At 70.7% G+C, this 24,439-nt stretch carries 22 protein-coding genes; 15 read left to right on the top strand and 7 right to left on the bottom strand.

Features of this window, described 5'->3' with window-relative positions; genetic code table 11:
• Positions 1-52 precede the first annotated feature (52 nt).
• Positions 53-1,624 carry a purple acid phosphatase family protein gene (locus ACWD26_RS07910; RefSeq protein WP_451267369.1) on the bottom strand — a complete coding sequence of 524 codons (1,572 nt, stop codon included), beginning with the start codon at positions 1,622-1,624 and terminating at the stop codon, positions 53-55.
• A 143-nt stretch (positions 1,625-1,767) separates the two neighbouring features.
• Between ACWD26_RS07910 and ACWD26_RS07905 the strand changes: the two genes are divergently transcribed.
• The 6 genes from ACWD26_RS07905 (at position 1,768) to ACWD26_RS07880 (ending at position 9,007) form a co-directional block, all read left to right on the top strand.
• Positions 1,768-2,811 (top strand): 3-isopropylmalate dehydrogenase, encoded by a 1,044-nt coding sequence (locus tag ACWD26_RS07905; RefSeq protein WP_451267367.1) that lies wholly within the window; start codon positions 1,768-1,770, stop codon positions 2,809-2,811.
• A gap of 251 nt (positions 2,812-3,062) precedes the next feature.
• Complete coding sequence (locus tag ACWD26_RS07900) at positions 3,063-4,151, top strand: branched-chain amino acid aminotransferase (RefSeq protein ID WP_451267365.1); 1,089 nt, start codon at positions 3,063-3,065, stop codon at positions 4,149-4,151.
• Between the two features lie 137 nt (positions 4,152-4,288).
• On the top strand, positions 4,289-5,110 hold the full coding sequence (locus tag ACWD26_RS07895; protein WP_451267363.1) for a GAF domain-containing protein: 822 nt from the start codon (positions 4,289-4,291) through the stop codon (positions 5,108-5,110).
• A gap of 75 nt (positions 5,111-5,185) precedes the next feature.
• Positions 5,186-5,509, top strand: a complete 324-nt coding sequence (locus ACWD26_RS07890) for a hypothetical protein (RefSeq protein WP_451267361.1) — start codon at positions 5,186-5,188, stop codon at positions 5,507-5,509.
• 358 nt (positions 5,510-5,867) lie between these two features.
• Entirely contained in the window at positions 5,868-7,472 is a 1,605-nt protein-coding gene (gene cimA, locus ACWD26_RS07885; RefSeq protein WP_451267359.1) for a citramalate synthase, read from the top strand.
• A gap of 158 nt (positions 7,473-7,630) precedes the next feature.
• Positions 7,631-9,007: a hypothetical protein gene (locus ACWD26_RS07880; RefSeq protein ID WP_451267357.1), complete on the top strand. Its 1,377-nt coding sequence runs from the start codon at positions 7,631-7,633 to the stop codon at positions 9,005-9,007.
• A 68-nt stretch (positions 9,008-9,075) separates the two neighbouring features.
• Here ACWD26_RS07880 and ACWD26_RS07875 read toward each other — a convergent pair whose 3' ends face one another.
• Positions 9,076-9,858 (bottom strand): serine protease, encoded by a 783-nt coding sequence (locus ACWD26_RS07875; RefSeq protein WP_451267355.1) that lies wholly within the window; start codon positions 9,856-9,858, stop codon positions 9,076-9,078.
• Between the two features lie 366 nt (positions 9,859-10,224).
• Between ACWD26_RS07875 and ACWD26_RS07870 the strand changes: the two genes are divergently transcribed.
• On the top strand, positions 10,225-10,803 hold the full coding sequence (locus ACWD26_RS07870; RefSeq protein WP_451267353.1) for a YdeI/OmpD-associated family protein: 579 nt from the start codon (positions 10,225-10,227) through the stop codon (positions 10,801-10,803).
• 136 nt (positions 10,804-10,939) lie between these two features.
• Here ACWD26_RS07870 and ACWD26_RS07865 read toward each other — a convergent pair whose 3' ends face one another.
• Positions 10,940-11,557, bottom strand: coding sequence for a YceI family protein (locus tag ACWD26_RS07865; protein WP_451267351.1), 618 nt, complete (start codon positions 11,555-11,557; stop codon positions 10,940-10,942).
• Positions 11,558-11,701: 144 nt separating this feature from the next.
• Here ACWD26_RS07865 and ACWD26_RS07860 point away from each other — a divergent pair, with 144 nt between their 5' ends.
• From ACWD26_RS07860 to ACWD26_RS07850, 3 genes are all read left to right on the top strand, one after another.
• Entirely contained in the window at positions 11,702-14,029 is a 2,328-nt protein-coding gene (locus ACWD26_RS07860; RefSeq protein WP_451267349.1) for a polysaccharide lyase 8 family protein, read from the top strand.
• Between the two features lie 164 nt (positions 14,030-14,193).
• A complete protein-coding gene (locus tag ACWD26_RS07855) occupies positions 14,194-15,789 on the top strand; it encodes an acyl-CoA carboxylase subunit beta (protein WP_451267347.1) in 1,596 nt (531 codons plus the stop codon).
• A gap of 57 nt (positions 15,790-15,846) precedes the next feature.
• The gene (locus ACWD26_RS07850; RefSeq protein WP_451267345.1) at positions 15,847-16,041 is read left to right on the top strand and encodes an acyl-CoA carboxylase subunit epsilon; all 195 of its coding nucleotides are present in this window, start codon (positions 15,847-15,849) and stop codon (positions 16,039-16,041) included.
• Positions 16,042-16,279: 238 nt separating this feature from the next.
• Here the strand turns inward: ACWD26_RS07850 and ybaK are convergent, their stop codons facing one another.
• From ybaK to ACWD26_RS07830, 4 genes are all read right to left on the bottom strand, one after another.
• A complete protein-coding gene (ybaK, locus tag ACWD26_RS07845; protein ID WP_451267343.1) occupies positions 16,280-16,786 on the bottom strand; it encodes a Cys-tRNA(Pro) deacylase in 507 nt (168 codons plus the stop codon).
• 17 nt (positions 16,787-16,803) lie between these two features.
• Complete coding sequence (locus tag ACWD26_RS07840; RefSeq protein ID WP_451267341.1) at positions 16,804-17,544, bottom strand: LON peptidase substrate-binding domain-containing protein; 741 nt, start codon at positions 17,542-17,544, stop codon at positions 16,804-16,806.
• A gap of 11 nt (positions 17,545-17,555) precedes the next feature.
• Positions 17,556-18,623 (bottom strand): hypothetical protein, encoded by a 1,068-nt coding sequence (locus ACWD26_RS07835; RefSeq protein WP_451267339.1) that lies wholly within the window; start codon positions 18,621-18,623, stop codon positions 17,556-17,558.
• Positions 18,624-18,791: 168 nt separating this feature from the next.
• Entirely contained in the window at positions 18,792-20,375 is a 1,584-nt protein-coding gene (locus tag ACWD26_RS07830) for an oxidoreductase (protein ID WP_451267337.1), read from the bottom strand.
• Between the two features lie 182 nt (positions 20,376-20,557).
• Here ACWD26_RS07830 and hisD point away from each other — a divergent pair, with 182 nt between their 5' ends.
• From hisD to hisH, 5 genes are read left to right on the top strand one after another with little or no spacing between them, the layout of a single operon-like run.
• On the top strand, positions 20,558-21,907 hold the full coding sequence (gene hisD, locus ACWD26_RS07825; RefSeq protein ID WP_451267335.1) for a histidinol dehydrogenase: 1,350 nt from the start codon (positions 20,558-20,560) through the stop codon (positions 21,905-21,907).
• On the top strand, positions 21,904-23,016 hold the full coding sequence (locus ACWD26_RS07820; RefSeq protein ID WP_451267333.1) for a histidinol-phosphate transaminase: 1,113 nt from the start codon (positions 21,904-21,906) through the stop codon (positions 23,014-23,016). The genes hisD and ACWD26_RS07820 overlap by 4 nt, the downstream gene beginning before the upstream one ends.
• The gene (hisB, locus tag ACWD26_RS07815; RefSeq protein ID WP_200304785.1) at positions 23,013-23,606 is read left to right on the top strand and encodes an imidazoleglycerol-phosphate dehydratase HisB; all 594 of its coding nucleotides are present in this window, start codon (positions 23,013-23,015) and stop codon (positions 23,604-23,606) included. The genes ACWD26_RS07820 and hisB overlap by 4 nt, the downstream gene beginning before the upstream one ends.
• Complete coding sequence (locus ACWD26_RS07810) at positions 23,603-23,767, top strand: hypothetical protein (protein ID WP_033528086.1); 165 nt, start codon at positions 23,603-23,605, stop codon at positions 23,765-23,767. Before hisB ends, ACWD26_RS07810 begins: the two co-directional genes overlap by 4 nt.
• A 26-nt stretch (positions 23,768-23,793) precedes the next feature.
• A complete protein-coding gene (gene hisH / locus ACWD26_RS07805) occupies positions 23,794-24,438 on the top strand; it encodes an imidazole glycerol phosphate synthase subunit HisH (protein ID WP_451267419.1) in 645 nt (214 codons plus the stop codon).
• The last annotated feature ends 1 nt before the right edge of the window (position 24,439 follow it).

The following is a 24,439-nucleotide window of genomic DNA, read 5'->3' as shown; positions in this document are numbered from 1 at the left end:
CGAGCGGGGGGGGGGGACCCCATGGGGTGCGGTGCGGCCGTGGGCGGACGGCTCACGCGCCGCGCCGCACCTCGAAATGGTCGATGCGGGCCCCCGTCTGGGCCAGCGCCGAGACCTTGAGCCGAGGAGCGGCACCCGCCTCCACCTCCACCGACAGGAACGAGAAGCCGGTGTAGCGGACCCGCGACCACTCCACCGTCTCGGACTTCTTCTCCCGCTCCTCGGTCCAGTGGTACGACTCCACGGACTCGCGGTCGTCGACCTGGCCCTCGTAGCTGTCCGCCACGCCGTCCGGGAAGCCGTACAGGTCCTTGCCCGCTCCGCCCGCCGTGACGTACACGGTCCCGTCGCGCGTCGGATCGGTCGACGCGCCCACCGGCACCCGCTTGCCCACCTTGCCGCCCTTGATGGCGTCGGTGCGCTCGTAGACGTGGTTGTGCCCGTTGATGACGAGATCGACCTGGTGCTTGGTGAAGAGGGGCAGCCACGCGTCGCGCAGGCCGCCGTCCGAGGCGTGCGTGGACGTCGAGTACACACAGTGGTGGAAGAAGACGACGATGAAGTCCACCGCGTCGGACGCCCGCAGCTCGCCGAGCCGCCGGTCCAGCCACTTCGTCTGCTTCCCGTCCGTGTAACCGAGATTGGCGGGAATCTCGTACGACACGTCGTTGGCGTCCAGCGACACGACGCCGACGTTGCCGTAGACGAACGAGTACACGCCCGGCGCCCTGCGCGGGTCGAAGCCGTTCTCCGGCAGTGACCAGCGGGCGAGTTGACCGCCGTAGCCGTCGGGGGAGTACCAGGCCTCCATGTCGTGGTTGCCGTAGGAGACCATCCACGGCACCGACTTGGCGACCGACTCCGTCTGGGCGAGGAACTGGTCCCAGACGCGGGCGTCGTAGACGTCGTCCTCCTCGCCGTGGCCGGTGGTGTCGGCGTAACAGATGTCTCCGGCGTGGAGGTGGAAGGCCGGGTTCCGGCCGAGGATCACCTGGTCGTTGGCGAGCGCGTCGTAGCTGACGCCCTGGTCGCCGAAGGCGGTGAAGACGAAGGACTCCGCCTTCGCAGGGGCGGTGGTGAAGGTGCCCAGCGTCTCCAGCCGGTCGGCCGGGTCGAAGCCCTCGTGGCCGACGCCGTAGTAGTACGTCGTACCGGGCTTGAGGCCGTCGAGGGCCGCGTGGACGTAGTACTGGTCGACCGCCGGCAGCTTCTTCGACAGGGACGGGGTGCGCAGGTCGCGGACCTCGGCCTCGATCTTCCGGCTCAGCTCCCACGGTTTCAGCCCGACCCGGACGTACGGCTTCCTGACGGCGAACGGGACCTGCCAGGAGATCCGCATCTGGGTCTTCGGGTCGGCGCCGAAGGCGAGCCGGCGGCCGAAGGGGACCACGACCGAGCCGTGGACCCTCCCCGTGGCGCCGGCCGGCGCCGGCGGGGACGTCCGCTTCCTCGCCGGCTCGTCCTCGGACCCCGTGCAGCCGCCGACCAGCAGCCCGCTCGCCACCGCTCCCGCGGTCGCCAGTGTGCCGCGCCGGGAGAGCTTCGTGCGCAGGTACTCGTACTGTTCCGGCATGCTGAGACGGCGGGCGAGCTGCTCCGGGATACCGAGGTTGGGGGTGTCCATGGCTGGCAACTTCCCAGCAGAGGCCAACTCCCGGCAAACGCACGGGTGAACGCCGGTCAACGGCTCGGTGCGCACCTCACCCGGGCGCGTCCATATCGCGGACGGCCCGTGTCATCCCGTGGGACAAGGAGTACGGTGCCGTCATGTCTCGCAGCCTCAATCTCGCAGTGATCCCCGGTGACGGCATCGGTCAGGAAGTCGTGGCCCAGGGGCTCAAGGTCCTCTCCGCCGTCCTTCCGCAGGATGTGAAGCTGGAGACCAAGGAGTACGACTTCGGCGCCAAGCGTTACCACGCCACCGGTGAGACCCTCACCGACGCCGACCTCGACGCGCTGAAGCAGCACGACGCGATCCTGCTCGGCGCGATCGGCGACCCGAGCGTCCCCTCCGGGGTCCTGGAGCGCGGCTTCCTGCTCAAGCTCCGCTTCGCCTTCGACCACCACGTGAACCTGCGCCCGTCGAAGCTGCTCCCCGGCGTCGCCACCCCGCTCGCCGGCCAGCCCGAGATCGACTTCGTCGTGGTCCGCGAGGGCACCGAGGGTCCGTACACGGGCAACGGCGGCACGATCCGCAAGGGCACCGAGCACGAGGTCGCCACCGAGGTCTCCGTGAACACGGCCTTCGGTGTCGAGCGCGTCGTCCGTGACGCGTTCGCCCGCGCCCAGGCCCGCCCGCGCAAGAAGCTGACCCTCGTCCACAAGAACAACGTGCTGACCTTCGCCGGTCATCTGTGGACGAACATCTTCAACAAGGTGGCCGAGGAGTTCCCCGAGGTCACCACCGACTACATCCACGTCGACGCGGCCACCATCTACCTGGTCACCGACCCGGCCCGCTTCGACGTGATCGTCACCGACAACCTCTTCGGCGACATCATCACCGACCTCGCCGCGGCCGTCTCCGGTGGCATCGGCGTTGCCGCCAGCGGGAACATCAACCCGTCCGGCGAGTTCCCCTCGATGTTCGAGCCCGTGCACGGCTCGGCCCCGGACATCGCCGGCCAGGGCAAGGCCGACCCCTCCGCCACGGTCCTGTCCGTCGCCCTGCTCCTGCGCCACCTCGGCTACGAGGCCGAGGCCGAGGCGATCGAGGAGGCCGTCTCGGCCGACCTCGCGGAGCGCGTCGGCAAGCCCGCCCGTTCGACGGACGAGATCGGCGACGCCCTCGTCGTACGAGTAGCCGGCTGACCCGCCGCGCTCACTCGAATTCTTTCGAAGCCGCCGGGTCGCACCTGCACCCGGCGGCTTCCGCATGTTCCCGCCGGGTGTCACCATCATCCCTGGGTCGCATTCACGCCGTTTTCTTCCGCCCGTTCCTCTTGCGATAATCGAGCGCGGAGCCGCGGAATGAGGGAATGCTCGGACGTCCTACCACTGGCCACTGGCAGTACGGATGTGAGCGCGGCCCGTCACACACAACCGGTGAAGGACACCTACTCATGACGACGCCCACGATCGAGCTCAAGCCCTCCGCGAGTCCGCTCTCCGACGCCGAGCGCGAGGCGATCCTGGCCAACCCCGGGTTCGGCCGCCACTTCACCGACCACATGGTCGTCATCAAGTGGACCGAGGGCCGCGGCTGGCACGACGGCTCGCTCGTTCCGTACGCGCCGCTCTCGCTCGACCCGGCCACCATGGTCCTGCACTACGCGCAGGAGATCTTCGAGGGCCTGAAGGCCTACCGGCGGCCGGACGGGTCCGTGGCCACCTTCCGCCCGGAGAAGAACGCCAGGCGCTTCCAGTCCTCCGCGCGCCGGCTCGGTATGCCGGAGCTGCCGGTCGAGACGTTCATCGAGGCCTGTGACGTGCTGGTGCGGCAGGACCAGGCCTGGGTCCCGGCCCATGGCGGCGAGGAGTCCCTCTACCTACGCCCCTTCATGATCGCCACCGAGGTCGGCCTGGGCGTCAAGCCGGCGGGCGAGTACCTCTTCCTGGTCATCGCCTCTCCGGCCGGCGCCTACTTCCCCGGCGGCGTGAAGCCCGTCTCGATCTGGGTCTCCGAGGACCACGTCCGCGCCGTCCCCGGCGGCATGGGCGACGCCAAGACCGGCGGCAACTACGCGGCCTCCCTGCTCGCCCAGGCCGAGGCCGCGGCCGAGGGCTGCGCCCAGGTCTGCTACCTCGACGCGGTCGAGCGCAAGTGGGTCGAGGAACTCGGCGGCATGAACCTGTACTTCGTGTACGGCGACCGTATCGTCACCCCCACCCTCACCGGCTCCATCCTGGAGGGCGTCACCCGTGACTCCCTGCTGACGGTCGCTGCCGACCTCGGCTACACCGCCGAGGAGGGCCGGATCTCCATCGACCAGTGGCAGGCCGACTCCGAGAGCGGCGCCCTCACCGAGGTCTTCGCCTGCGGCACGGCCGCCGTCATCACCCCCGTCGGCACGGTCAAGCGCACCGGCGCCGCCTGGCAGCAGTCCGGCGGCGAGCCCGGCCCCGTCACCCTCAAGCTCCGCGAGGCCCTGCTGAACATCCAGCGCGGCACGGTGGAGGACAAGCACGGCTGGATGCACGAGCTGGGCTGAGCCGGGTTCGGTCGTCCCCGCACTTCTCAACCGGAGTGCGGGGACCGCCAGTTCGCTGCCGTCGCCGGGCGCCTCGTGCGGGAAGTATGGGATTCTGCGCATGGAGATCGTCGACGAGCGCGGAGCGATGCGTACGGATGAAGCAATGGCTGGCGGATCGAGGCCTTCACTATCTGTTCCTCTTGTTCTCCGCGGTCCTCGGTGTGGCGGTCGCCGTTGTCTCCGTGTGGGCGGACGGCGCCCAGGGGAACGACAAGAGGCTCTGGGCCCTCGTAGCAGGTGTCTGCGCCTTCGGCGTGGTGTTGATCACCCACCTTGAGAGACGCCTGGTGGAGAAGGGGAGGGTGCGTGCCGAGCTGCGGGCCGCCGAGGCCGAGGCACACCTGACACAGGCGTACTCGACGGTGCTGCAGCCCCTGAGTGACAGAGTCAGGCAGCTGACCACGCACTACGGGAGCGTGGCCCCCCTGCCGGCCTCCACACCCGCGCAGGCTGTCTCCGACATCGAGCGTGAGCGCAGGGAGGTCCTCGACGCGGTCCTCTTCGCGGCGGTCACCTTCACCGCCCCACCGGTCGGGCCGACCTTCGTGCCGCGGGCGCGGTGCAGCTTCTACCTGTACGACGCCGTGACGGGCGACTTCACACTGGAAGGCTCCCAACCCGGGCACCGGACGCCCAGGAGCGTCATCGATCCCGTCGGCGCCGCGCACATGAGGAACGAGATCCTGGGCGGCGGCGGAAAGACCTTCAGGATCGACGGCAAGAACGAGCCGCACTCCTATCTGATCCCGGTGGGGACGGGGTACAAGGCGGTCATCGCCGTACCCGTCATCCACGGCACCGAGAAGGTGGGTATCCCCGCGGTCGACGCGCCCGAGTACTCGGACTTCACCGGCGCACATGTCACGCTCATGGAGTCATTGGCCAACATTCTCGCGGCGTCCCACGCCTTGAAGTAGGGGAGGCTTCCAGTGGCGCAGCGGATCCGGCGGTGGCCGCGCAGACGGCCCCGTGAGCTTTTCATTCCCGAGTCCATGGAGGGAGTCAGTCCCGAGGACTGGGAGCGGCTGGTCGCCCATGAGTACGAGTACCGCGCCGCCCTGGCCGAGGCACACCGCCGTGTGCGGGCCGAACTCGACCGGCCGCGCGAACGGTATCTGTCTCACCTGGGTGTCACCGTCGTCGCGTCGTTCGTGTTCGGTGTCATCGCCGTCTGTCTGTTCGCCCTCAGATTCGGCTGGTGGAGCCTGCTGCCGGTCGCGCTGGTGGTGCCGGCGCTCGTCCTGGCCGTTCACTTCGTGCGACGGATCCTCCGCCCGGAGGGGACAGACAGTTCCTCGTCCGGGCGGGCCGACTGAGGCATCACCTGAGCTGACCGATCCGAGTCCGCCCGAACCGAACCGAGTCGATCAGCGCAGTGTTCGCATCCTGAGACGGACGGTGAGCACGGGGACGGTATGTGCCAGACTGCCCCCGTGCTCTCGTTCGCCACGATTATTGGCAGCAGGCGCGCCGGTCCGCAGTGACCGCCACGTACGACCAGGTACGGGCGGACACCGTCGTCCTCGACCCGCGCGCAGACCTCTCGCACCCGCGAGGGGTTTTTCGCTTTTCTGGCCCACCCCCAGCCGGGAGCGCAGCGCGAGGGAATCATTGGAGGACGGTGGAGCCGGTCATTCCGGTACGACCGAGATCCAACACAGGAGCCTTGAGACCATGACGGAAACCAGCGAGCTCGACGACTCGTTCCACGTCTTCGACACCACCCTGCGCGACGGCGCCCAGCGCGAGGGCATCAACCTCACGGTCGCGGACAAGCTGGCCATCGCACGGCACCTGGACGACTTCGGCGTCGGCTTCATCGAGGGCGGCTGGCCCGGCGCCAACCCGCGCGACACCGAGTTCTTCGCCCGTGCGCGCAAGGAGATCGACTTCAAGCACGCCCAGCTGGTCGCCTTCGGCGCGACCCGCCGCGCGGGCGGCAGGGCGAGCGAGGACCCGCAGGTCAAGGCCCTGGTGGACTCCGGCGCCCCGGTCATCACCCTCGTCGCCAAGTCCCACGACCGCCATGTGGAGCTGGCGCTGCGCACGACCCTGGACGAGAACCTGGAGATGGTCCGCGACACGGTGTCCTACCTCCGCTCCCAGGACCGCCGCGTCTTCGTCGACTGCGAGCACTTCTTCGACGGCTACCGCGCCAACCCCGAGTACGCCAAGGCCGTCGTCCGCACCGCCGCCGAGGCCGGCGCCGACGTGGTCATCCTCTGCGACACCAACGGCGGCATGCTCCCCGCCCAGGTCCAGGCCGTCGTCGCCACCGTCCTCGCCGACACCGGCGCCCGCCTCGGCATCCACGCCCAGGACGACACCGGCTGCGCGGTCGCCAACACCCTGGCCGCCGTCGACGCCGGCGCCACCCACGTCCAGTGCACCGCCAACGGGTACGGCGAGCGCGTCGGCAACTCCAACCTCTTCCCGGTCGTCGCCGCGCTGGAGCTGAAGTACGGCAAGAAGGTCCTCCCCGACGGCGCGCTGAGGGAGATGACGAGGATCTCCCACGCGATCGCCGAGGTCGTCAACCTGACCCCCTCCACGCACCAGCCGTACGTCGGTGTCTCCGCCTTCGCGCACAAGGCCGGCCTGCACGCCTCCGCGATCAAGGTCGATCCGGACCTGTACCAGCACATCGACCCCGAGCAGGTCGGCAACACCATGCGGATGCTGGTCTCCGACATGGCGGGCCGCGCCTCCATCGAGCTCAAGGGCAAGGAACTGGGCGTCGACCTCGGGGGCGACCGCGAACTGGTCGGCCGGGTCGTCGAGCGGGTCAAGGAGCGCGAGCTCAGGGGCTACACGTACGAGGCCGCCGACGCGAGCTTCGAGATCCTGCTGCGCGACGAGGTCGCGGGCAAGCCGCAGCGGTACTTCCGCACCGAGTCCTGGCGGGCCATCGTCGAGGACCGCCCCGACGGCAGCCACGCCAACGAGGCCACCGTCAAGCTGTGGGCCAAGAGCGAGCGCATCGTCGCGACGGCCGAGGGCAACGGTCCGGTCAACGCGCTGGACCGCGCCCTGCGCGTAGCCCTGGAGAAGATCTACCCCCAGCTCGCCAAGCTGGAGCTGGTCGACTACAAGGTCCGCATCCTGGAGGGCAAGCACGGCACCAACTCCACGACCCGTGTGCTGATCTCCACGTCGGACGGCACGGGCGAATGGTCCACGGTCGGCGTCGCGGACAACGTCATCGCCGCCTCGTGGCAGGCGCTGGAGGACGCGTACACGTACGGGTTGCTGCGCGCGGGGGTCGAGCCGGCGGAGTGATGAGCCGAGAGCTCGCTCACACGGCCGCGGTGTCGAAGGCACGTCAACCGGTCCAGCGGCAGGCCGGCGCCAGTCGGTGGGAGCCGGGCCCTCCCGGATTTTCGGTTCCCCGTCGACCGGATCGTCCGTTTTCGCGCCGATAGAGGTAGCTTCGAAGTATGAAGGGCGCACCGGTACGTCTGCTCCGCCTCCTCATGATGCCGCTCGCCGCGATGGCGCTGGCGGCCTTGGCGGTGCTGTCGGTCGGTGCGCCGAGCACCCACGCGGCCACCGACCTGTCGACGGTGGCCGCGGCGCTGCGCGAGAGCCCCGTCTACGTCGACCCGGCCGCCTCCGACCTGCTCTCCTCGGCGGACGCCGAAGCGCTCGCCGACAAGATCGAGGACGCGGACGAGCCGATCTTCGTGGCCGTCCTCCCGGCCGACCAGCCGACGCAGAACCTCTTCCAGAACCTCCGCACGGAGACGGGCGTCACCGGCCTCTACGCCATCCGCCTCGGCGACCGCTTCGACGCCCGCGCCGACGGTAGCGTCCTGAGCCCGCAGACCGTGGAGAACCTGGTCACGGCCGTCCAGGGCGCAGGCGACCCGAAGGCCCAGCTCAACGACTTCGTCGACAACGCCCTGCGCGGCGACCCCGGCGGCACGGCCCCGTCCGGCTGGAGCGGCGGCGGTGACGAGGGCGTGGACGCGGGCGCCCTGGCCGCCGCGGGCGCCGTGGTGGTGGCGGGCGGCGTGGGCGCGTACGCCCTGGTCCGCCGCAACCGCCGCAGGAAGGAGGAGGAACGCCGCGAGGCGCTGGCCAAGCTCGCGGTGGTGGTCGACGAGGACATCACGGCCTTCGGCGAGGAACTGGAGCGCCTGGACTTCCACCCCGCCGAGCCGGGGGCGGACGACGCGATGCGCGCTGACTACGAGCGTGCCCTGGACGCGTACGAGAAGGCCAAGTCCCTCATGGCGGCGACCGCCCGCCCCGAGGAGGTCCGCGCGGTCACCCAGACCCTGGAGGACGGCCGCTTCTCCCTCGCCCAGCTCGCCGCCCGCAGGGAAGGCCACCCCCTGCCCGAACGCCGCGCCCCCTGCTTCTTCGACCCCCGCCACGGCCCCTCGGTCGCGGACGTCCTGTGGACCCCGGGCGTCGGCACCGAACGCGAGGTCCCGGTCTGCGCGGCGGACCAGGCCCGTCTGGCGGACGGCCAGGACCCCATGATCCGTGAGGTGGAGACGGTGTCCGGCGGGCGCCGCCCCTACTGGGACGCCGGCCCGGCCTACGGCCCCTGGGCAGGCGGCTACTTCGGCGGCGGCCTCCTCCCCGGCCTCCTCGTCGGCACGATGCTCGGCAGCATGATGGCCACCCCGTCCTACGCGGCGATGTACGGCGCCGGCTACGGCGACTTCGGCGCGGCCTCCGGCTACGAGGGCGGCGACGTCTCGGGCGCCGACTTCAACACGGACGACTTCACCGGCGGCTTCGGCGGCGGGGACTTCGGCGGTGGCGGCGACTTCGGGGGCGGCGGGGACTTCGGCGGCTTCTGACGGGACGGGCATGGGCACGGGCCCGGCGCTGTCAGCCCCGGGCCCGTGGACGTCGTACCCGTGGCTCGTCAGAGGGTGGCCGCGGCCGCCGCGATCTGGCTGGCGAAGGTGGACACCTCGGTGTAGACACCGGGCGCGTTGGGCCGGGCACAGCCTATGCCCCAGCTGACGATGCCGACCTGGACCCACGCGCCCGCGTTGTCCCGGCGGAACATCGGACCGCCGGAGTCGCCCTGGCAGGTGTCGACGCCGCCCGCCGTGAGACCGGCGCAGATCTCCTCGTTGGCGATGAGCCCGCTGTAGCCGCTGTAGGAACGGCAGGTCGCGTCGCTCACGAACGGCACGGTCGCCTTCAGCATGTAGCGCTGCTGAGCGCCGCCCTCGGTGGCCGCGCCCCAGCCGGCGACGGTGAAGGTTCCGCTGTTGTACGCCGTCGTCGTGGCGATCTTCAGCGTCGGGAGGTTGATGGGTGAGGCCAGCTTGATGAGCGCCCAGTCCTTGCCGTCGCCGTTGTAGCCCGGGGCGCGGTACACCTTGGTCGAGCGGACCTGGACCCGGCCGCTGGTGCTCTGGAGGTCCACGACACCCGCCGTGGCCGTGTAGCTGGTGTTGTTGCCGGTCGCGCCCACGCAGTGCGCGGCCGTCAGCACGATCTGCTGCGTGAGCAACGAGCCGCCACAGCCCATCGACAACCGGACCATGAACGGGAACTCGCCCTGCGCGGCCCGCGTCCCGCCGACCACCGGCGCCGGCGCGGCCTCCGCCGCCGACACGGGCTGCAGGCTGGCGATCGCGAGCGCGGCGGCACCGACAGCCGCACATCTCTTCAGAGCGGTGATGAGTCGCTTCAACGTGATGCCTTCCGTGGGGGGTTGACATGCGATGACTCGTACAGCCGAACCAGGTATGACGCGGGCATGCCAAAGGGGGACGGGAAATCACCCTTGGTGGCATGCCCAGATCAATTGCTGTTGCAGGATTATGAGAACGCCGAAAGCCCGCACACAAGAGGCGGGAACCAGCCAGCTTCGCTCCGTGGAGCGACAGTGGCAGACCGGTGTCTGCCCGCCCTGGCCCGGCATGTGTGCCTGCCGGGCCGTCCGGGCGGACGCGCTGACCTCCGCCTGGCCGTCACCGCCCACGTGGTTCCAGGGTGACGTCGCCGAGGAGCTCGTAGAGGACAGGAACCGGCCTAATTCCGGCCTACCGTGCGGAGCATGACCCCTCCCGAAGACCCGGAAGCCCGTGCATTCCCCGACGCCGAGCAGCTCGACGCCTGGCTGACGGCCCACCCCGCCCCGCACCCCGGCCTCTGGGTGAAGGTCGCCAAGAAGGGGACCGGCATCCCTTCCGTCGGCGCCGCCGAGGTCAACGACGTGGCCCTCTGCCACGGCTGGATCACGGGCACCCGGCGCCGCCTCGACGAGTCGTACTTCCTGCAGCGGATCACCCCGCGCAGACCGGGCGGCGACTGGTCGATGGTGAACGTGCGGCGGGTGGCGGAGTTGGGCGCCGCCGGGCGAATGCGGGCCGGTGGCCTCGCGGAGGTGGCCGCGGCGAAGGCGGACGGGCGATGGACGGCGGCGTACGAGCCGCAGAAGAACGCCGCCGTCCCCGAGGCCCTCGTGGCCGCACTGGAGCGGAGCCCCCGCGCGAAAGCCGCCTTCGACGGGCTCGGCAGGACCGAGCGGTACCTCGCCATGCTCGGGGTGTTGCGGGCCCGTACTCCGCGGAGCCTGGAGGCTCAGGTGGCGGCGGCGGTCGCGAGGCTGGAGGAGGGAGGGGCGGGCCGGTGAGGGACGGGCCGGTGAGGGACGGGGGTACTCACTGCCTCGTTCGGACATGCCGAGCACCCGCCCTCCTCGTACGGGGGAGTCGGAGGGCGAGTGTGCTCAGCGGGGTGTGGAATTGTCCGGCGTCGCCGCCGAAGGCTCACGCGTTGCGGATGGCCGAGATGTCGAACGTCAGCTTGATCTTGTCCGACACCAGGACACCGCCCGTCTCCAGCGCCGCGTTCCAGGTCAGGCCCCACTCGGAGCGCAGGATCTCCGCCTTGCCCTCGAAGCCGACTCGCTCGTTGCCGAAGGGGTCCTTGGCGGCGCCGTTGAACTCGAGGTCGATGGTGAGCGGCCTGGTCGTGCCGAGGATGGAGAGGTCACCGGTGACGCGGTAGTCGTCGCCCCCGAGAGCCTCCACCTCGGTGGAGCGGAAGGTCATCGTCGGGAACTCGTCCGTCCGGAAGAAGTCCGCGCTCTTCAGGTGGCCGTCACGGTCCGCGTTGCCGGTGTCGATGCTGTCCATCTTGACGTCGAGGGAGGCGGTGGACCGGGAGGGGTCCGAACCGTCCAGGTGCAGGCTCCCGGAGAAGTCGAGGAAACCGCCCTTGACGTTGGTGACCATGGCGTGCCGGGCCACGAAGCCGATCGTGCTGTGGGACGCGTCGATCGTGTAGTCGCCGGTGAGCGCGGCGAGCGCGGGGTTCACCGCGGAGGCGGTCGCCGTGGCGGTGGCGGTCTCGGTGGTCTTGTCGCTGCGGCCGAAGATGCCCATGACGTGCTCCTTGAGTGATGTTGTTCAACGTTCAATGAACTGAACACGGCCCACCGTAGACCTATTCCGTTCAACTTTCAACCTTGTCGTTCGGGTAGTCGCCGTGTCACCCATTGTCGATCTCCCTGTGGAGTGATACACGGCATGGGCATGACCTCGACCCGCCGTACGTTCCTGCTTCTCGCCGCGGCCCTGGCGGCGACCACCCCCACCGCGTACGCCGCCGACGACGAGTACGACACCCTCCGCCGCCGCTGGCTGACCCTCGAGCTCGGCGCCGGCTACGACCCCGCCGCCGAGCCCTACGCCACCCGCCTCCGCGAGACCGGAGACCTCGCCCGCGCGTTCCGGGCGGCCATGGCACCCACCTCCGGCTCCCTCTGGCCGGGCCACCCCTTCGACCCGCCCGCCGGCATCACCCAGAGCTACAGGCGGCTCTGGACGATGGCCCAGGCGTACGCGCAGCCGGGCACCGGCACGACGGGCGACCCCGCCCTTCTTGCGGACGTCCTGCGTGGCCTCGACCACCTCTCCACGACGGTCTACAACCCTTCCACCACCCGCTACGGCAACTGGTGGGAGTGGCAGATCGGCAGCCCCCGCCTCCTGGCGGACATCGTCGCCGCCCTGTACGACGAGCTGACGCCCGCACGACGGGCCGCCGCCTGCGCGGCGATCGACCACTTCATCCCCGACACGATGTTGCGCGAGTACACCGGCACCTCCACCGGCGCCAACCGCGTCGACCTCTGCCGCTCCGTCGCCCTGCGCGGCATCCTCGGCCGCGCCCCCGAGAAGATCGCCCTCGCCCGGGACGCCCTCTCGCCCGTCTTCCCGTACGTCACCCAGGGGGACGGCCTGTACGCCGACGGCTCGTACGTGCAGCACACCTGGGTCGCCTATTCGGGGACGTACGGGCAGGTCCTGCTCGACGGGCTGGGGCGGCTGCTCGCGCTGCTGGCCGGGTCGGCCTGGGAGGTGACCGATCCGAACCGGCGGATCGTCCTCGACAGCGTCGAGCGGGCGTACGCGCCCCTCATCCACGACGGACTGGTCATGGACAGCGTCAACGGCCGCGCCATCAGCCGGGGCCATCTGAAGGCAGACGACCGGCATCTCATGCGCAGCGACCACTTCCACGGGCAGGCGCTCATCGCCGCGATCGCGCTGCTCGCGCTCGGCGCCGACTCGGCCGAGCGTGAGCGGTGGCACGGGCGGATCAAGGGGTGGATCGAACGCGACACGGTGACACCGATCCTCACGGCGGCTCAGTTCGGCGTCGCGGACCTGGCCCGGCTGCACGCCGTCGCCGCCTCCCCGGTCACCGCCGCGCCCGAACCCGTCGGCCACCGCCTCTTTCCCGCCATGGACCGCGCCGTCCACCGCCGCCCGGGCTTCACGGTGAACATCGCCATGGCTTCCGACCGCATCGCCCACTACGAGTGCGGCAACGGCGAGAACCCGCGCGGCTGGCACACCGGCGCGGGGATGACTCTGTGGTGGGCCGAGGGGCACGGCGACCAGTACACCGACTGGTTCTGGCCGACCGTCGACTGGTACCGGCTCCCCGGCACGACCGTCTCCACCAAGCGGCTCGCCGACAAGGAGGGCGGCGAATGGGGTGCGCCGAAGCCCGCCGTCCGGTGGGTCGGGGGCACCACGGACGGCGAGTACGCGGCGATCGGCCAGCACCTCAAGGGACTCGGCTCCACCCTCCAGGCCCGCAAGTCGTGGTTCTGCGTCGCGGACGCCGTCGTCTGCCTGGGGGCGGGCATCAGCTGCTCGGACGGGGTGCCGGTGGAGACGGTGGTCGACAACCGCAACCTGGGGGAGAGCGAGGGCACGGCACCCCGGGCCCTCGTACGAGGCCGGCGCTGGGCGCACCTGGAAGGCCACGGCGGCTGGGTCTTCCCGGACCCGCCGGGCGGCACACCGCGCACCCTCCGCGAGGACCGCACCGGAGCCTGGTCCGACATCAACACCATGAGCACCACCGAACGCCGCACCCGGCGCTGGCAGACCCTCTGGCTGGATCACGGCACCGATCCGGTGAACGCCACGTACGCCTATCTGCTCATGCCCGGGGCGTCCCGCCACGCCGTCGCGGCCCGTGCCGCCGACCGGCGCTGGTTGTCGATCTACGCCAACGACAGCGCGTGCCAGGCCGTCCACGTTCCCTCGCTCGGCCTGACCGCCGCCAACTTCTGGCAGGCCGCTGCGGCGGGACCGCTGACCGCCTCCGCCGGAGCGAGCGTGCTGGTACGCCGCCGGGGGCGGACCGCTACCCTCTGCGTGAGCGAACCCCCGCGTACGGGCGAGCCCTTGGAGATCACCTGGCGCGGGCCGGTCCGCGCGGTCGTCCGGGCGGACGACTCGGTCGAGGTACTGGAGGCGACGCCCGGTCGGCTACGGCTCCGCGTCACCCCCGGTACGGCCTGCGCCACCCACGTCTGTGACCTGGCTCTCGCCTGACCGGTCCAGCGCGCTTTTGTGTGACCCCTACAAGCCCCACACCCCTGAGCAGTCGGTTCGGCTGCATGCCGGCGCGGTTCTGTTCAGGGGTACCAGGAAAACACGCCGGAGACTGTACGGAGTCGACGGACCGCTTTGCGCGCTCGGCTTCGTATGGTCGCTACATGACCGTTTTGGATGAGGCGACGGGTGAGTCCACGGGCGAGCCGACCGACGCGCGCGGGCGCGTGGCCGAACTGCACGAGATCCGCGCCCAGGCACTGGCCGGCCCCAGCGAGAAGGCGACCGAGGCGCAGCACGCCAAGGGCAAGCTGACCTCCCGGGAGCGCATCGAGCTGCTGCTGGACCCGGGCTCCTTCAACGAGGTCGAGCAGCTGCGCCGGCACCGGGCCACCGGCTTCGGTCTGGAAACCAAGAAGCCGTACACCGACGGTGTCGTCACCGGCTGGGGCACGGTGGAGGGCCGTACGGTCTTCGTCTACGCCCATGACTTCCGCATCTTCGGCGGTGCCCTCGGCGAGGCCCACGCCACCAAGATCCACAAGATCATGGACATGGCCATCGCGGCCGGGGCCCCGCTGGTCTCGCTCAACGACGGCGCGGGCGCCCGCATCCAGGAGGGCGTCTCCGCCCTCGCCGGTTACGGCGGCATCTTCCAGCGCAACACCCGGGCCTCCGGCGTCATCCCGCAGATCAGCGTGATGCTCGGCCCCTGTGCGGGCGGCGCGGCCTACAGCCCCGCCCTCACCGACTTCGTCTTCATGGTCCGCGAGACCTCGCAGATGTTCATCACCGGCCCGGACGTCGTCAAGGCGGTCACCGGCGAGGAGATCACCCAGAACGGCCTCGGCGGCGCCGACGTGCACGCCGAGACGAGCGGCGTCGCGCACTTCGCGTACGACGACGAGGAGACGTGCATCGCCGAGGTGCGCTACCTCCTGTCGATGCTCCCGCAGAACAACCGCGAGAACCCGCCCCGCGTCGAGCCCTCCGACCCGGCGGACCGCCGCGGCGAGGTCCTCCTCGACCTGGTCCCGGCCGACGGCAACCGGCCGTACGACATGGCCAAGGTCATCGAGGAGATCGTCGACGACGGCGACTACCTGGAGGTCCACGAGCGCTGGGCCCGCAACATCATCTGCGCCCTGGGCCGGCTCGACGGCCAGGTGGTGGGCATCGTCGCCAACCAGCCGCAGTCCCTGGCGGGCGTCCTGGACATCGAGGCCAGCGAAAAGGCCGCGCGCTTCGTGCAGATGTGCGACGCCTTCAATATCCCGATCATCACTCTTCTGGACGTGCCCGGCTTCCTCCCTGGTGTAGACCAGGAGCACGGTGGAATCATCCGCCACGGCGCGAAGCTGCTCTACGCCTACTGCAACGCGACCGTGCCCCGGATCTCCCTGATCCTGCGCAAGGCGTACGGAGGTGCCTACATCGTCATGGACAGCCAGTCCATCGGTGCGGACCTCACGTACGCGTGGCCGACCAACGAGATCGCCGTCATGGGCGCCGAAGGTGCCGCCAACGTCATCTTCCGGCGGCAGATCGCCGAGGCCGAGGACCCCGAGGCGATGCGGGTCCGCATGGTCAAGGAGTACAAGGCCGAGCTGATGCACCCGTACTACGCGGCCGAGCGCGGCCTGGTCGACGACGTGATCGACCCGGCGGACACCCGCGCGGTCCTCATCCGCTCCCTGGCGATGCTCCACACCAAGCACGCGGACCTGCCGTCCCGTAAGCACGGCAACCCGCCGCAGTAACCCGACGGTCCCTTCGCGGTACCCCTGCGGAAACCTCATCCACGGAGACTGACATCCATGAAGCTGCCTGATATTCGCGTCGAGAAGGGCCACGCCGAGCCGGAGGAAGTGGCCGCGATCACCGCGCTGATCCTGGCCCGCGCCGCCGCGCAGCCGGCGGAGCCGGCCCAGGTCCACCGAGGCCGCCTCCGCGCGGGCTGGCGCCGCCTGGAGCGCGAGCCGGGCTTCAGGGCGCCGCACAGCTGGCGCTGAGCCTTGATTGTTCGAAGGGGCCCTCTCCTAATGGAGGGGCCCCTTCGTCGTGCGTCGGCTGCGGGTGCCTGGGGGCTGGTCGCGCAGTTCCCCGCGCCCCTGAAAAGCAGGGGCTGCGCCCCTTGCTTTTCAGGCCCGCAGGGCCGTCGTCTTCAGGGGCGCGGGGAACTGCGCGAGCAACCACACACCACGCGCACCCGCCAACGCACGGGCGCCCCCGAGCTGTAAGGCGCCGGGGTCACACCCGCGCGATGGGCGCGGCTACCGCTTCCGTGAGTTTCCGGAGGTCCACGGGGGACAGCTCGACCTCCAGGCCTCGGCGGCCCGCCGAGACGCAGATCGTGGCGTGGGCGTCCGCCGACGCGTCCAGCACCGTACGGAGCTTCTTGCGCTGGCCGAGGGGGGAGATGCCGCCCCGGACGTAGCCCGTCGTGCGTTCCGCGAGGGTGGGGTCGGCCATCGCCGCGCGCTTGCCGCCGACCGCCGTCGCCAGGGACTTCAGGTCCAGCGAGCCCGCCACCGGCACGACCGCCACCACGAGAGCGCCGTCCACCTCCGCGACCAGGGTCTTGAAGACCCGCTCGGGGGACACCCTCATCGCCTCGGCGGCCTCCTCGCCGTAGGACGGGTGGGAGGGATCGTGCTCGTAGGCGTGGACCGTGAACTCCACGCCCGCCGCCGTCAGGGCCACGGTCGCGGGCGTGCCACCCGCGCCCGCCTGCTGCTTCTTCGACTTCTTCGCCATCGGCCTTCTCGTGTACGTCAGTTGAGGCTCGTCGGACCGCGCGTCAGCTCCGACGCGGGCAACGACGGCAGACTACGGATGATGGCGGACTCGGCGCGCAGGAGTTTCAACTCGTCACGCAGCCGGGACGCGGTGTCGGGAGCCTGCAGAAGCCGCTGCTTGGCCGGCGTGTCGAGCATCATCGCCGCGGCGACCAGGTACGACACCACGGCCGGCTCGTCCGGGAGCTCCGCACCCGTCGACAGCGAGCGCTCCCGGGCGCCCGCGAGCCGCTTCTGGTACTGCCGGAACGCCCGCAGGACACCCTCGGCGAGCGCACCCGCCTCGTCGCCGGGTTCCTCCGGCAACTCCTCCAGATCCGCCACGAGGAACGGGCCCGTGGTGTCCACCGAGAGCAGGCGCACCCGGCTCGTACCGGTCGCGAGGACCTCGTACGTGCCGTTGTCGCGCTCCCGGATGGTCGCCGCGTCCGCGATACAGCCCACGGAGTGGAACGCCTTGGTCGGTTCCTCGCCGAAGCCCGCGGTCGGGCCGAGGTCGGGCACGGCGGTGGGATCCGGCATGCCGGGTGCGCTCGGCGCGACCTCGTGGCCGTCGCGGATGGCGACGACGGCGAAGCGGCGGGGTTGGTCCTCGGGGGTCTTCAGCAACTCGCGCATCATGGCGCGATAGCGCTCCTCGAAGATGTTCAGAGGAAGCACGAGCCCCGGGTACAACACCGAGTTCAGGGGGAAGAGCGGCAGCCGGACGGTGGTCACGAGGCCTGAGCCTAATGGTCGTCGGGGCGTGCGCGTTCGCTCGTACTCGTTTGGTGACCTCCCGGGACCTGCCCGCCGGCTCCCGTGGACCGCTCCCGCCGCACGCGCAGCGGGATCGAGCAGGCCACCTCCAGCCGTACGCCGTCCCGCAACTGCAGGAACTGGCCCAGCGGATCGTCCGAGACCCGGTCCCACGGGAAGGACGTGGCGTACGGGCCGATCATGCGCAGCTGGGTCAGCGCGTCAGGCCAGCGCTCCAGGCGGACCAGGACGTACGTCAGGAGGTTGCGGACCTCGGCCGGCCACGGGTCGCCGGGCTCGTACTCGGCGGAGAGCGCGATCGCGCCGTCCGCCGCCGCGTCCAGGCGCGCTCGGGGAACCACCGCCCCGCCGCCTTCGGTGAGGTACGCGAAGGCCGCCCGTACCGGCAGGGCCCGGACCAGGGAGCCGGGAAGCGCGTCCTCGGCGGCCCGCTCGGCGAAGTCGAAGCACTCGCGGTGCGAGCCGTACCACGCGGCCGAGAGGTACTTCAGGGCCGACACATGGCAGCCGTAGTGGTGCGGGGAGCGGCGGACCGCCTGCGCCCACAGCTGCTCGAAGGCGGCGTGGCCGAGTCCCGTGCCCCGGGCGTGGTCGAGGGCGATCCGCCAGGGCACCGGGTCGCGCGGCTCGCCCTCGGCCGCCGCCATGATCAACGGGCTCAGTTCGCGCAGGAGTTCGACCCGGGCGGGGGAGTGCCAGCCACGGGCCACCGCCAGCTCGGCCTTGATCAGCAGGACGTCGGGGTCGTGCGGGGCGGCCGCCTGCCAGGTCCGCAGCCACTCGTCGCGCGCGTGGGCGAAGCCGGCGAGCCGCAGCGCGTACCGGTCGCGGTTCTCCCACTCGGCTGCCTCCCGGGTGGTGGCCAGCAACTTCGCCGCGGGCGCGTACTCACTGCGGCCGGCCGCCACCAGCACGGGGCCGAGCCGCTCGTCGGGGGCGTCGAGCAGTACCTCGTCGTCGGCGGGCAGCCCGGCGGCGAGCCGTGAGGTGTGGCGTGCCATCCGGGCGGTACGGATGAACGCGCGCAGCGGATGCATGGCGCCAGGCCCCCTTTGCGCCTCGACCGGCGCCACTCTCGCGGACCGGGTGCTCACCGTCGTGGTTTCGCGATTGACGGCTTCGGTAACAAGACGGCGGGAACGCAGGTCAGGTTGTGCGCCTTCCGGATTAGGTCCCGATCATCGGTTGTCGCCGAAGCGAGGCTGTCAGTTCCTGCTCAGCAGCCGGGTGGCGCCCGCCGCCACCGTCGTAGCGAGGATCCAGCCCAGGATGATCACCACCGCGGCCAGCCACTGCCATCCGCCGCGCAGCTGCCAGTAGCCGACCTGGCCGAGGTCGATGACCGGCAGCAGCAGGTCCAGGGCGAACAGGGACGGACTCCAGTTCGGGTGCTCGCCGCTCTTCATCGGCGGATGGTGCGCGTGCGAGAAGGCGTACGAGGTCAGCGCCCACAGCACCGCCATCCACACCGCGGCCCGGCCCGGCCGGTACCCGTACGCGACCGTCCAGTCCTGCGCGTAACCCCAGAGCTTGGCCGCGAACGGCAGGTTCTCCCGCCGGTGGCGCTGCTTGGCGAGGAGCACCTCGCGGGCGCCCTCGTCGTCCCCGCCGGCCCGCAGCACGGCCGCCAGCCGCTCGTACGGCTCCGGGCTGTACTCGGCGGTCGCCGCCGCCACCCACTCCAGCCGTTCGGCCAGCGGGAACTGCCCGCGCGGTACGAGGGTCTCGTACTGGAACCCTCCCATGTGGAGGTTGCCGGGGCCGGGCCAGCTCTCCGCCTTGTCGATCAGGACGCCGACCCGGGCGCCGGACAGGACGACCTTGCCGCGCTCGGGCTTCTCGCCTAGGAAACGCAGCTCCGGCACCTGGACGCGGCGCAGGGACAGCTCCTGTTCGTCCGTGAAGGTGAACCGGGCCCGCTCCAGGTCGACGGCGTCCCCGAACCGGCCGTCGTCCAGCCGGATCCCGCCCTGGCACTCGAACCGCTGGACCCGGGTGCCGCGCGCGGGCGTGCTGCCGCTGGTGTGCAGCGGATTGCCGAGGCCGGCCGGGGTCAGATAGAGGGTGCGTTCGACGGTGAGCTGGGGTGCGTTCAGCGCGAGGCGGCCGTAGGGGTTGGCGAGGCGGCTGCCGCGCAGGCTGAGCGAGGCGCCGACGGTCGCGCCGCGCAGGCTCAGCTCGCCGTGCGACTCCAGCATCTCCGCCTGGACGTCCTGGGCGACGGTCAGCCCGTCGGCCGAGAGTGAGCGGCCGTGCCGGTCGCGGTAGACGACCGCCTGGTTGAGCAGCAGATCAGTGCCGATCTGGGCGTCCGCCAGCCGCACCCCGTTGTGGAACCGGCAGCGCGGCAGATGCAGATCGCCCTCCGTCTGCAGCCGGGCCGCCTCCAGCCGGGGCACCGAGCAGTCCACCAGCCGTACGGTCGTGAACCGGGCCTCCGGCAGCAGGATCTCCTTCTCGAACCGGCAGCCCTTCATCTCGACGTACGGCACCACCTGGCCGCCCGCGAGCTCCAGCACGTCCTTGATCTGGACGCCGACCAGCTTCAGCGCGGAGACCCGGCCGGCCAGCGCGGGCGGCCCGTCCAGCAGCAGCCAGGCCACGATCCGGGCCCGTACGGTCCGGTCGGGCCCCCAGGGGTGGCCGCCGTGCGGATCGTCCACGGCGACGTCCCCGTCGCGCAGGTCGTACACGCTGCCGTTGCGGAATGCCTGCCACATGCCCGCCTCGGCGGCGGTCAGGTCGTCCGGCAGGTCCCCGTCGTCCCGGAGACCGGGCCCCTCGCTCACGCTCTTCCTTCCCCCGTCCTCTGCACTCACGTGTATCGCGCAACTGTTTACGCTGGTGATGCCCGCTGAGTGACGTCCTGAACGCTAGACGTGAAGGTGATCTTCCGGGTTTCCGGGCCGAGCCGTATCACCCAGTGGAACGCGCGGATGACGGCCGACGCGGGTCTGAGAGAATTGGGCCTGTGATCTCCCGAATCGATCTGCGCGGCGACGCCCTCCCCGAGGGACCCGCCCTGCGCGACCTGCTGCCCCGAGCCGACTTCGACGTCTCGGCCGCCCTGGAGAAGGTGCGTCCGATCTGCGAGGCCGTGCATCATCGGGGCGACGCGGCGCTGATCGACTTCGCGGAGAGGTTCGACGGCGTACGGCTGAAGTCGGTACGGGTCCCGGCCGAGGCCCTCACGCAGGCGTTGGAGCAGCTCGACCCGGCCGTCCGCGCGGCCCTGGAGGAGTCGATCCGCCGCGCCCGCATCGTCCACCGCGAGCAGCGCCGCACCACGCACACCACCCAGGTCGTCCCCGGCGGCACGGTCACCGAGAAGTGGGTACCGGTCGAGCGCGTCGGCCTCTACGCCCCCGGTGGCCGGTCGGTGTACCCGTCGTCCGTGATCATGAACGTGGTGCCCGCGCAGGAGGCCGGTGTCCCCTCGATCGCCCTCGCCTCCCCGGCGCAGGCCGAGTTCGACGGGCTCCCACACCCCACGATCCTCGCCGCCTGCGCGCTGCTCGGCGTCGACGAGGTGTACGCGGCCGGCGGTGCCACCGCCGTCGCGATGTTCGCGTACGGCACCGAGTCCTGCCCGCCGGCCAACATGGTCACCGGGCCGGGCAACATCTGGGTGGCCGCCGCCAAGCGGTACTTCACCGGGGTCATCGGCATCGACTCCGAGGCGGGCCCGACCGAGATCGCGGTCCTCGCGGACGACACCGCCGACCCGGTGCACGTCGCCGCCGACCTGATCAGCCAGGCCGAGCACGACCCGCTCGCCGCCGCCGTGCTCGTCACCGACTCCGTGGCGCTCGCCGACGCGGTCGAGAAGGAGCTTCAGCCGCAGGTCGAGGCCACCAAGCACATCGAGGACCGCATCCGGCCCTCCCTCGCCGGCCGCCAGTCCGCGATCGTCCTGGTCGACGGCCTCGACGAGGGCCTCAGGGTCGTCAACGCGTACGGCGCCGAGCACCTGGAGATCCAGACGGTCCGTCCTCAGGAGGTGGCCGAGCGCGTCGTCAACGCGGGCGCGATCTTCATCGGGCCCTGGGCGCCGGTCTCGCTGGGCGACTACGCGGCCGGCTCCAACCACGTGCTCCCGACCGGCGGCTGCGCCTGCCACTCCTCCGGTCTGTCCGTCCAGTCCTTCCTGCGCGGCATCCACATCGTCGACTACACGAAGGACGCACTGGCCGAGGTCGCGCACCACGTGGTGACGCTGGCGGAGGCGGAGGACCTGCCCGCGCACGGCGCGGCGATCAAGGCGAGGTTTGTCGGAGACGAACAAATGTCGCGCGGCTGGAAGGTACCTGAGGGCAAGTGAGCGACGTACGCATCGACGATCTCCCCGTACGCGACGAACTGCGCGGCAAGTCCCCCTACGGCGCGCCCCAGCTCGACGTCCCCGTACGGCTGAACACCAACGAGAACCCCTACCCCCTGCCCGAGCCGCTGGTCGAGCGGATCGCGGAGCGGGTACGGGAGGCGGCCCGGCACCTCAACCGCTACCCGGACCGGGACGCGGTGGAGCTGCGGACGCGGCTCGCCGGGTATCTGACGAAGACGACCGGGTACGAGGTCGGCCCGGCGAACGTCTGGGCGGCCAACGGCTCCAACGAGGTCATCCAGCAGCTCCTGCAGACCTTCGGCGGACCCGGCCGTACGGCCATCGGGTTCGAGCCGTCGTACTCCATGCACGGGCTGATCTCGCGCGGCACCGGCACCGGCTGGATCTCCGGCCCGCGGGGCGACGACTTCACGATCGACCTTGCCGCCGCCGAGAAGGCGATCGCCGAGCACCGTCCCGACGTCGTCTTCATCACCACCCCCAACAACCCCACGGGCAACGCGGTCTCGCGGGAGACCGTGCTCGCCCTGTACGAGGCCGCGCGGGCGGCCAAGCCGTCGATGGTCGTCGTCGACGAGGCGTACGTCGAGTTCAGCCACGGCGACTCGCTGCTGTCGTTGATCGATGGGCGACCGAATCTGGTCGTTTCGCGCACGATGTCGAAGGCCTTCGGCGCGGCCGGCCTCCGCCTCGGCTACCTCGCCGCGCACCCGGCGGTCGTGGACGCCGTCCAGCTCGTCCGGCTGCCGTACCACCTCTCGGCCGTCACCCAGGCGACCGCGCTGGCCGCCCTGGAGCACACCGACACCCTGCTCGGCTATGTCGAACAGCTGAAGACGGAGCGGGACCGGCTGGTCGCGGAGCTGCGCGCGATCGGCTACCGGGTGACCGAGTCCGACGCGAACTTCGTGCAGTTCGGCAGGTTCGAGGACTCCCACGAGGTCTGGCAGAAGATCCTCGACCGGGGCGTCCTGGTCCGGGACAACGGCGTACCGGGATGGCTGCGGGTGACCGCGGGAACCCCGGCCGAAAACGACGCGTTCCTCGACGCGGTACGTGAAGTGAAGAAGGAGCAGAGCGCATGAGCCGTGTTGGACGCGTGGAGCGGACCACCAAGGAGACGTCGGTCCTCGTCGAGATCGACCTCGACGGCACCGGCAGGACGGAGATCTCCACCGGGGTCGGCTTCTACGACCACATGCTCGACCAGCTCGGCCGTCACGGTCTGTTCGACCTGACCGTGAAGACCGACGGCGACCTGCACATCGACTCCCACCACACCATCGAGGACACCGCCCTCGCGCTGGGCGCCGCCTTCAAGCAGGCCCTCGGCGACAAGGTGGGCATCTACCGCTTCGGCAACTGCACGGTCCCGCTGGACGAGTCCCTCGCCCAGGTCACCGTCGACCTCTCCGGCCGCCCGTACCTCGTGCACACCGAGCCCGAGAAGATGGCGCCGATGATCGGCGAGTACGACACCACGATGACCCGGCACATCCTGGAGTCCTTCGTCGCCCAGGCCCAGATCGCACTGCACGTGCACGTGCCGTACGGGCGCAACGCGCACCACATCGTCGAATGCCAGTTCAAGGCGCTGGCCCGGGCCCTGCGCTACGCCTCCGAGCGCGACCCGCGCGCGGTCGGCATCCTGCCCTCCACGAAGGGCGCGCTGTGAACGGGCTGTCCACCGTCCTGATCGTCGTCGGCCTCTTCCTGGTCGGCGGGATCATCTCGTTCGCCAAGCAGCAGATGCCGAAGAGTCTCATCACGCTGCTCTCGATCGGCGCCGCGATGTGTCTCGTCGCGGGCATCCTGCGGCTGGAGGTGTGGAATTGAGCACCACGTCCACGAAGACCGCGTCCATGAAGACCAAGTCCAAGAAGGTCGTCGTCTTCGACTACGGCTTCGGCAACGTGAGGTCCGCCGAGCGCGCCCTCGCGCGCACTGGGGCCGAGGTCGAGATAACGCGCGACTTCGACAAGGCCATGAACGCCGACGGGCTGCTGGTGCCCGGCGTCGGCGCCTTCGCCGCCTGTATGAAGGGCCTCAAGGAGGCGCGCGGCGACTGGATCATCGACCGCCGGCTCTCCGGCGGCCGGCCCGTCATGGGCATCTGCGTCGGCATGCAGATCCTCTTCGCGCGCGGCATCGAGCACGGCGTGGAGACCGAGGGCCTCGACGAGTGGCCCGGCTCGGTCGAGCCGCTCCAGGCCGAGATCGTGCCCCACATGGGCTGGAACACCGTCGACGCCCCGGCCGGCTCGGAGCTCTTCGCGGGCCTCGACGCCGACGCGCGCTTCTACTTCGTGCACTCCTACGCCGTCCACGACTGGTCCCTGGAGACGCACAACCCCGCCCTGACCGCGCCCAAGGTCACCTGGTCGACGCACGGCAAGCCCTTCGTGGCGGCCGTCGAGAACGGCGCCCTGTGGGCCACGCAGTTCCACCCCGAGAAGTCCGGCGACGCCGGAGCGCAGCTGCTGAACAACTGGATCGGAACCCTGTAGC

This window comes from Streptomyces sp. NPDC002787, assembly GCF_053592095.1.
This window is presented reverse-complemented; position numbering and strand designations above follow the sequence as displayed.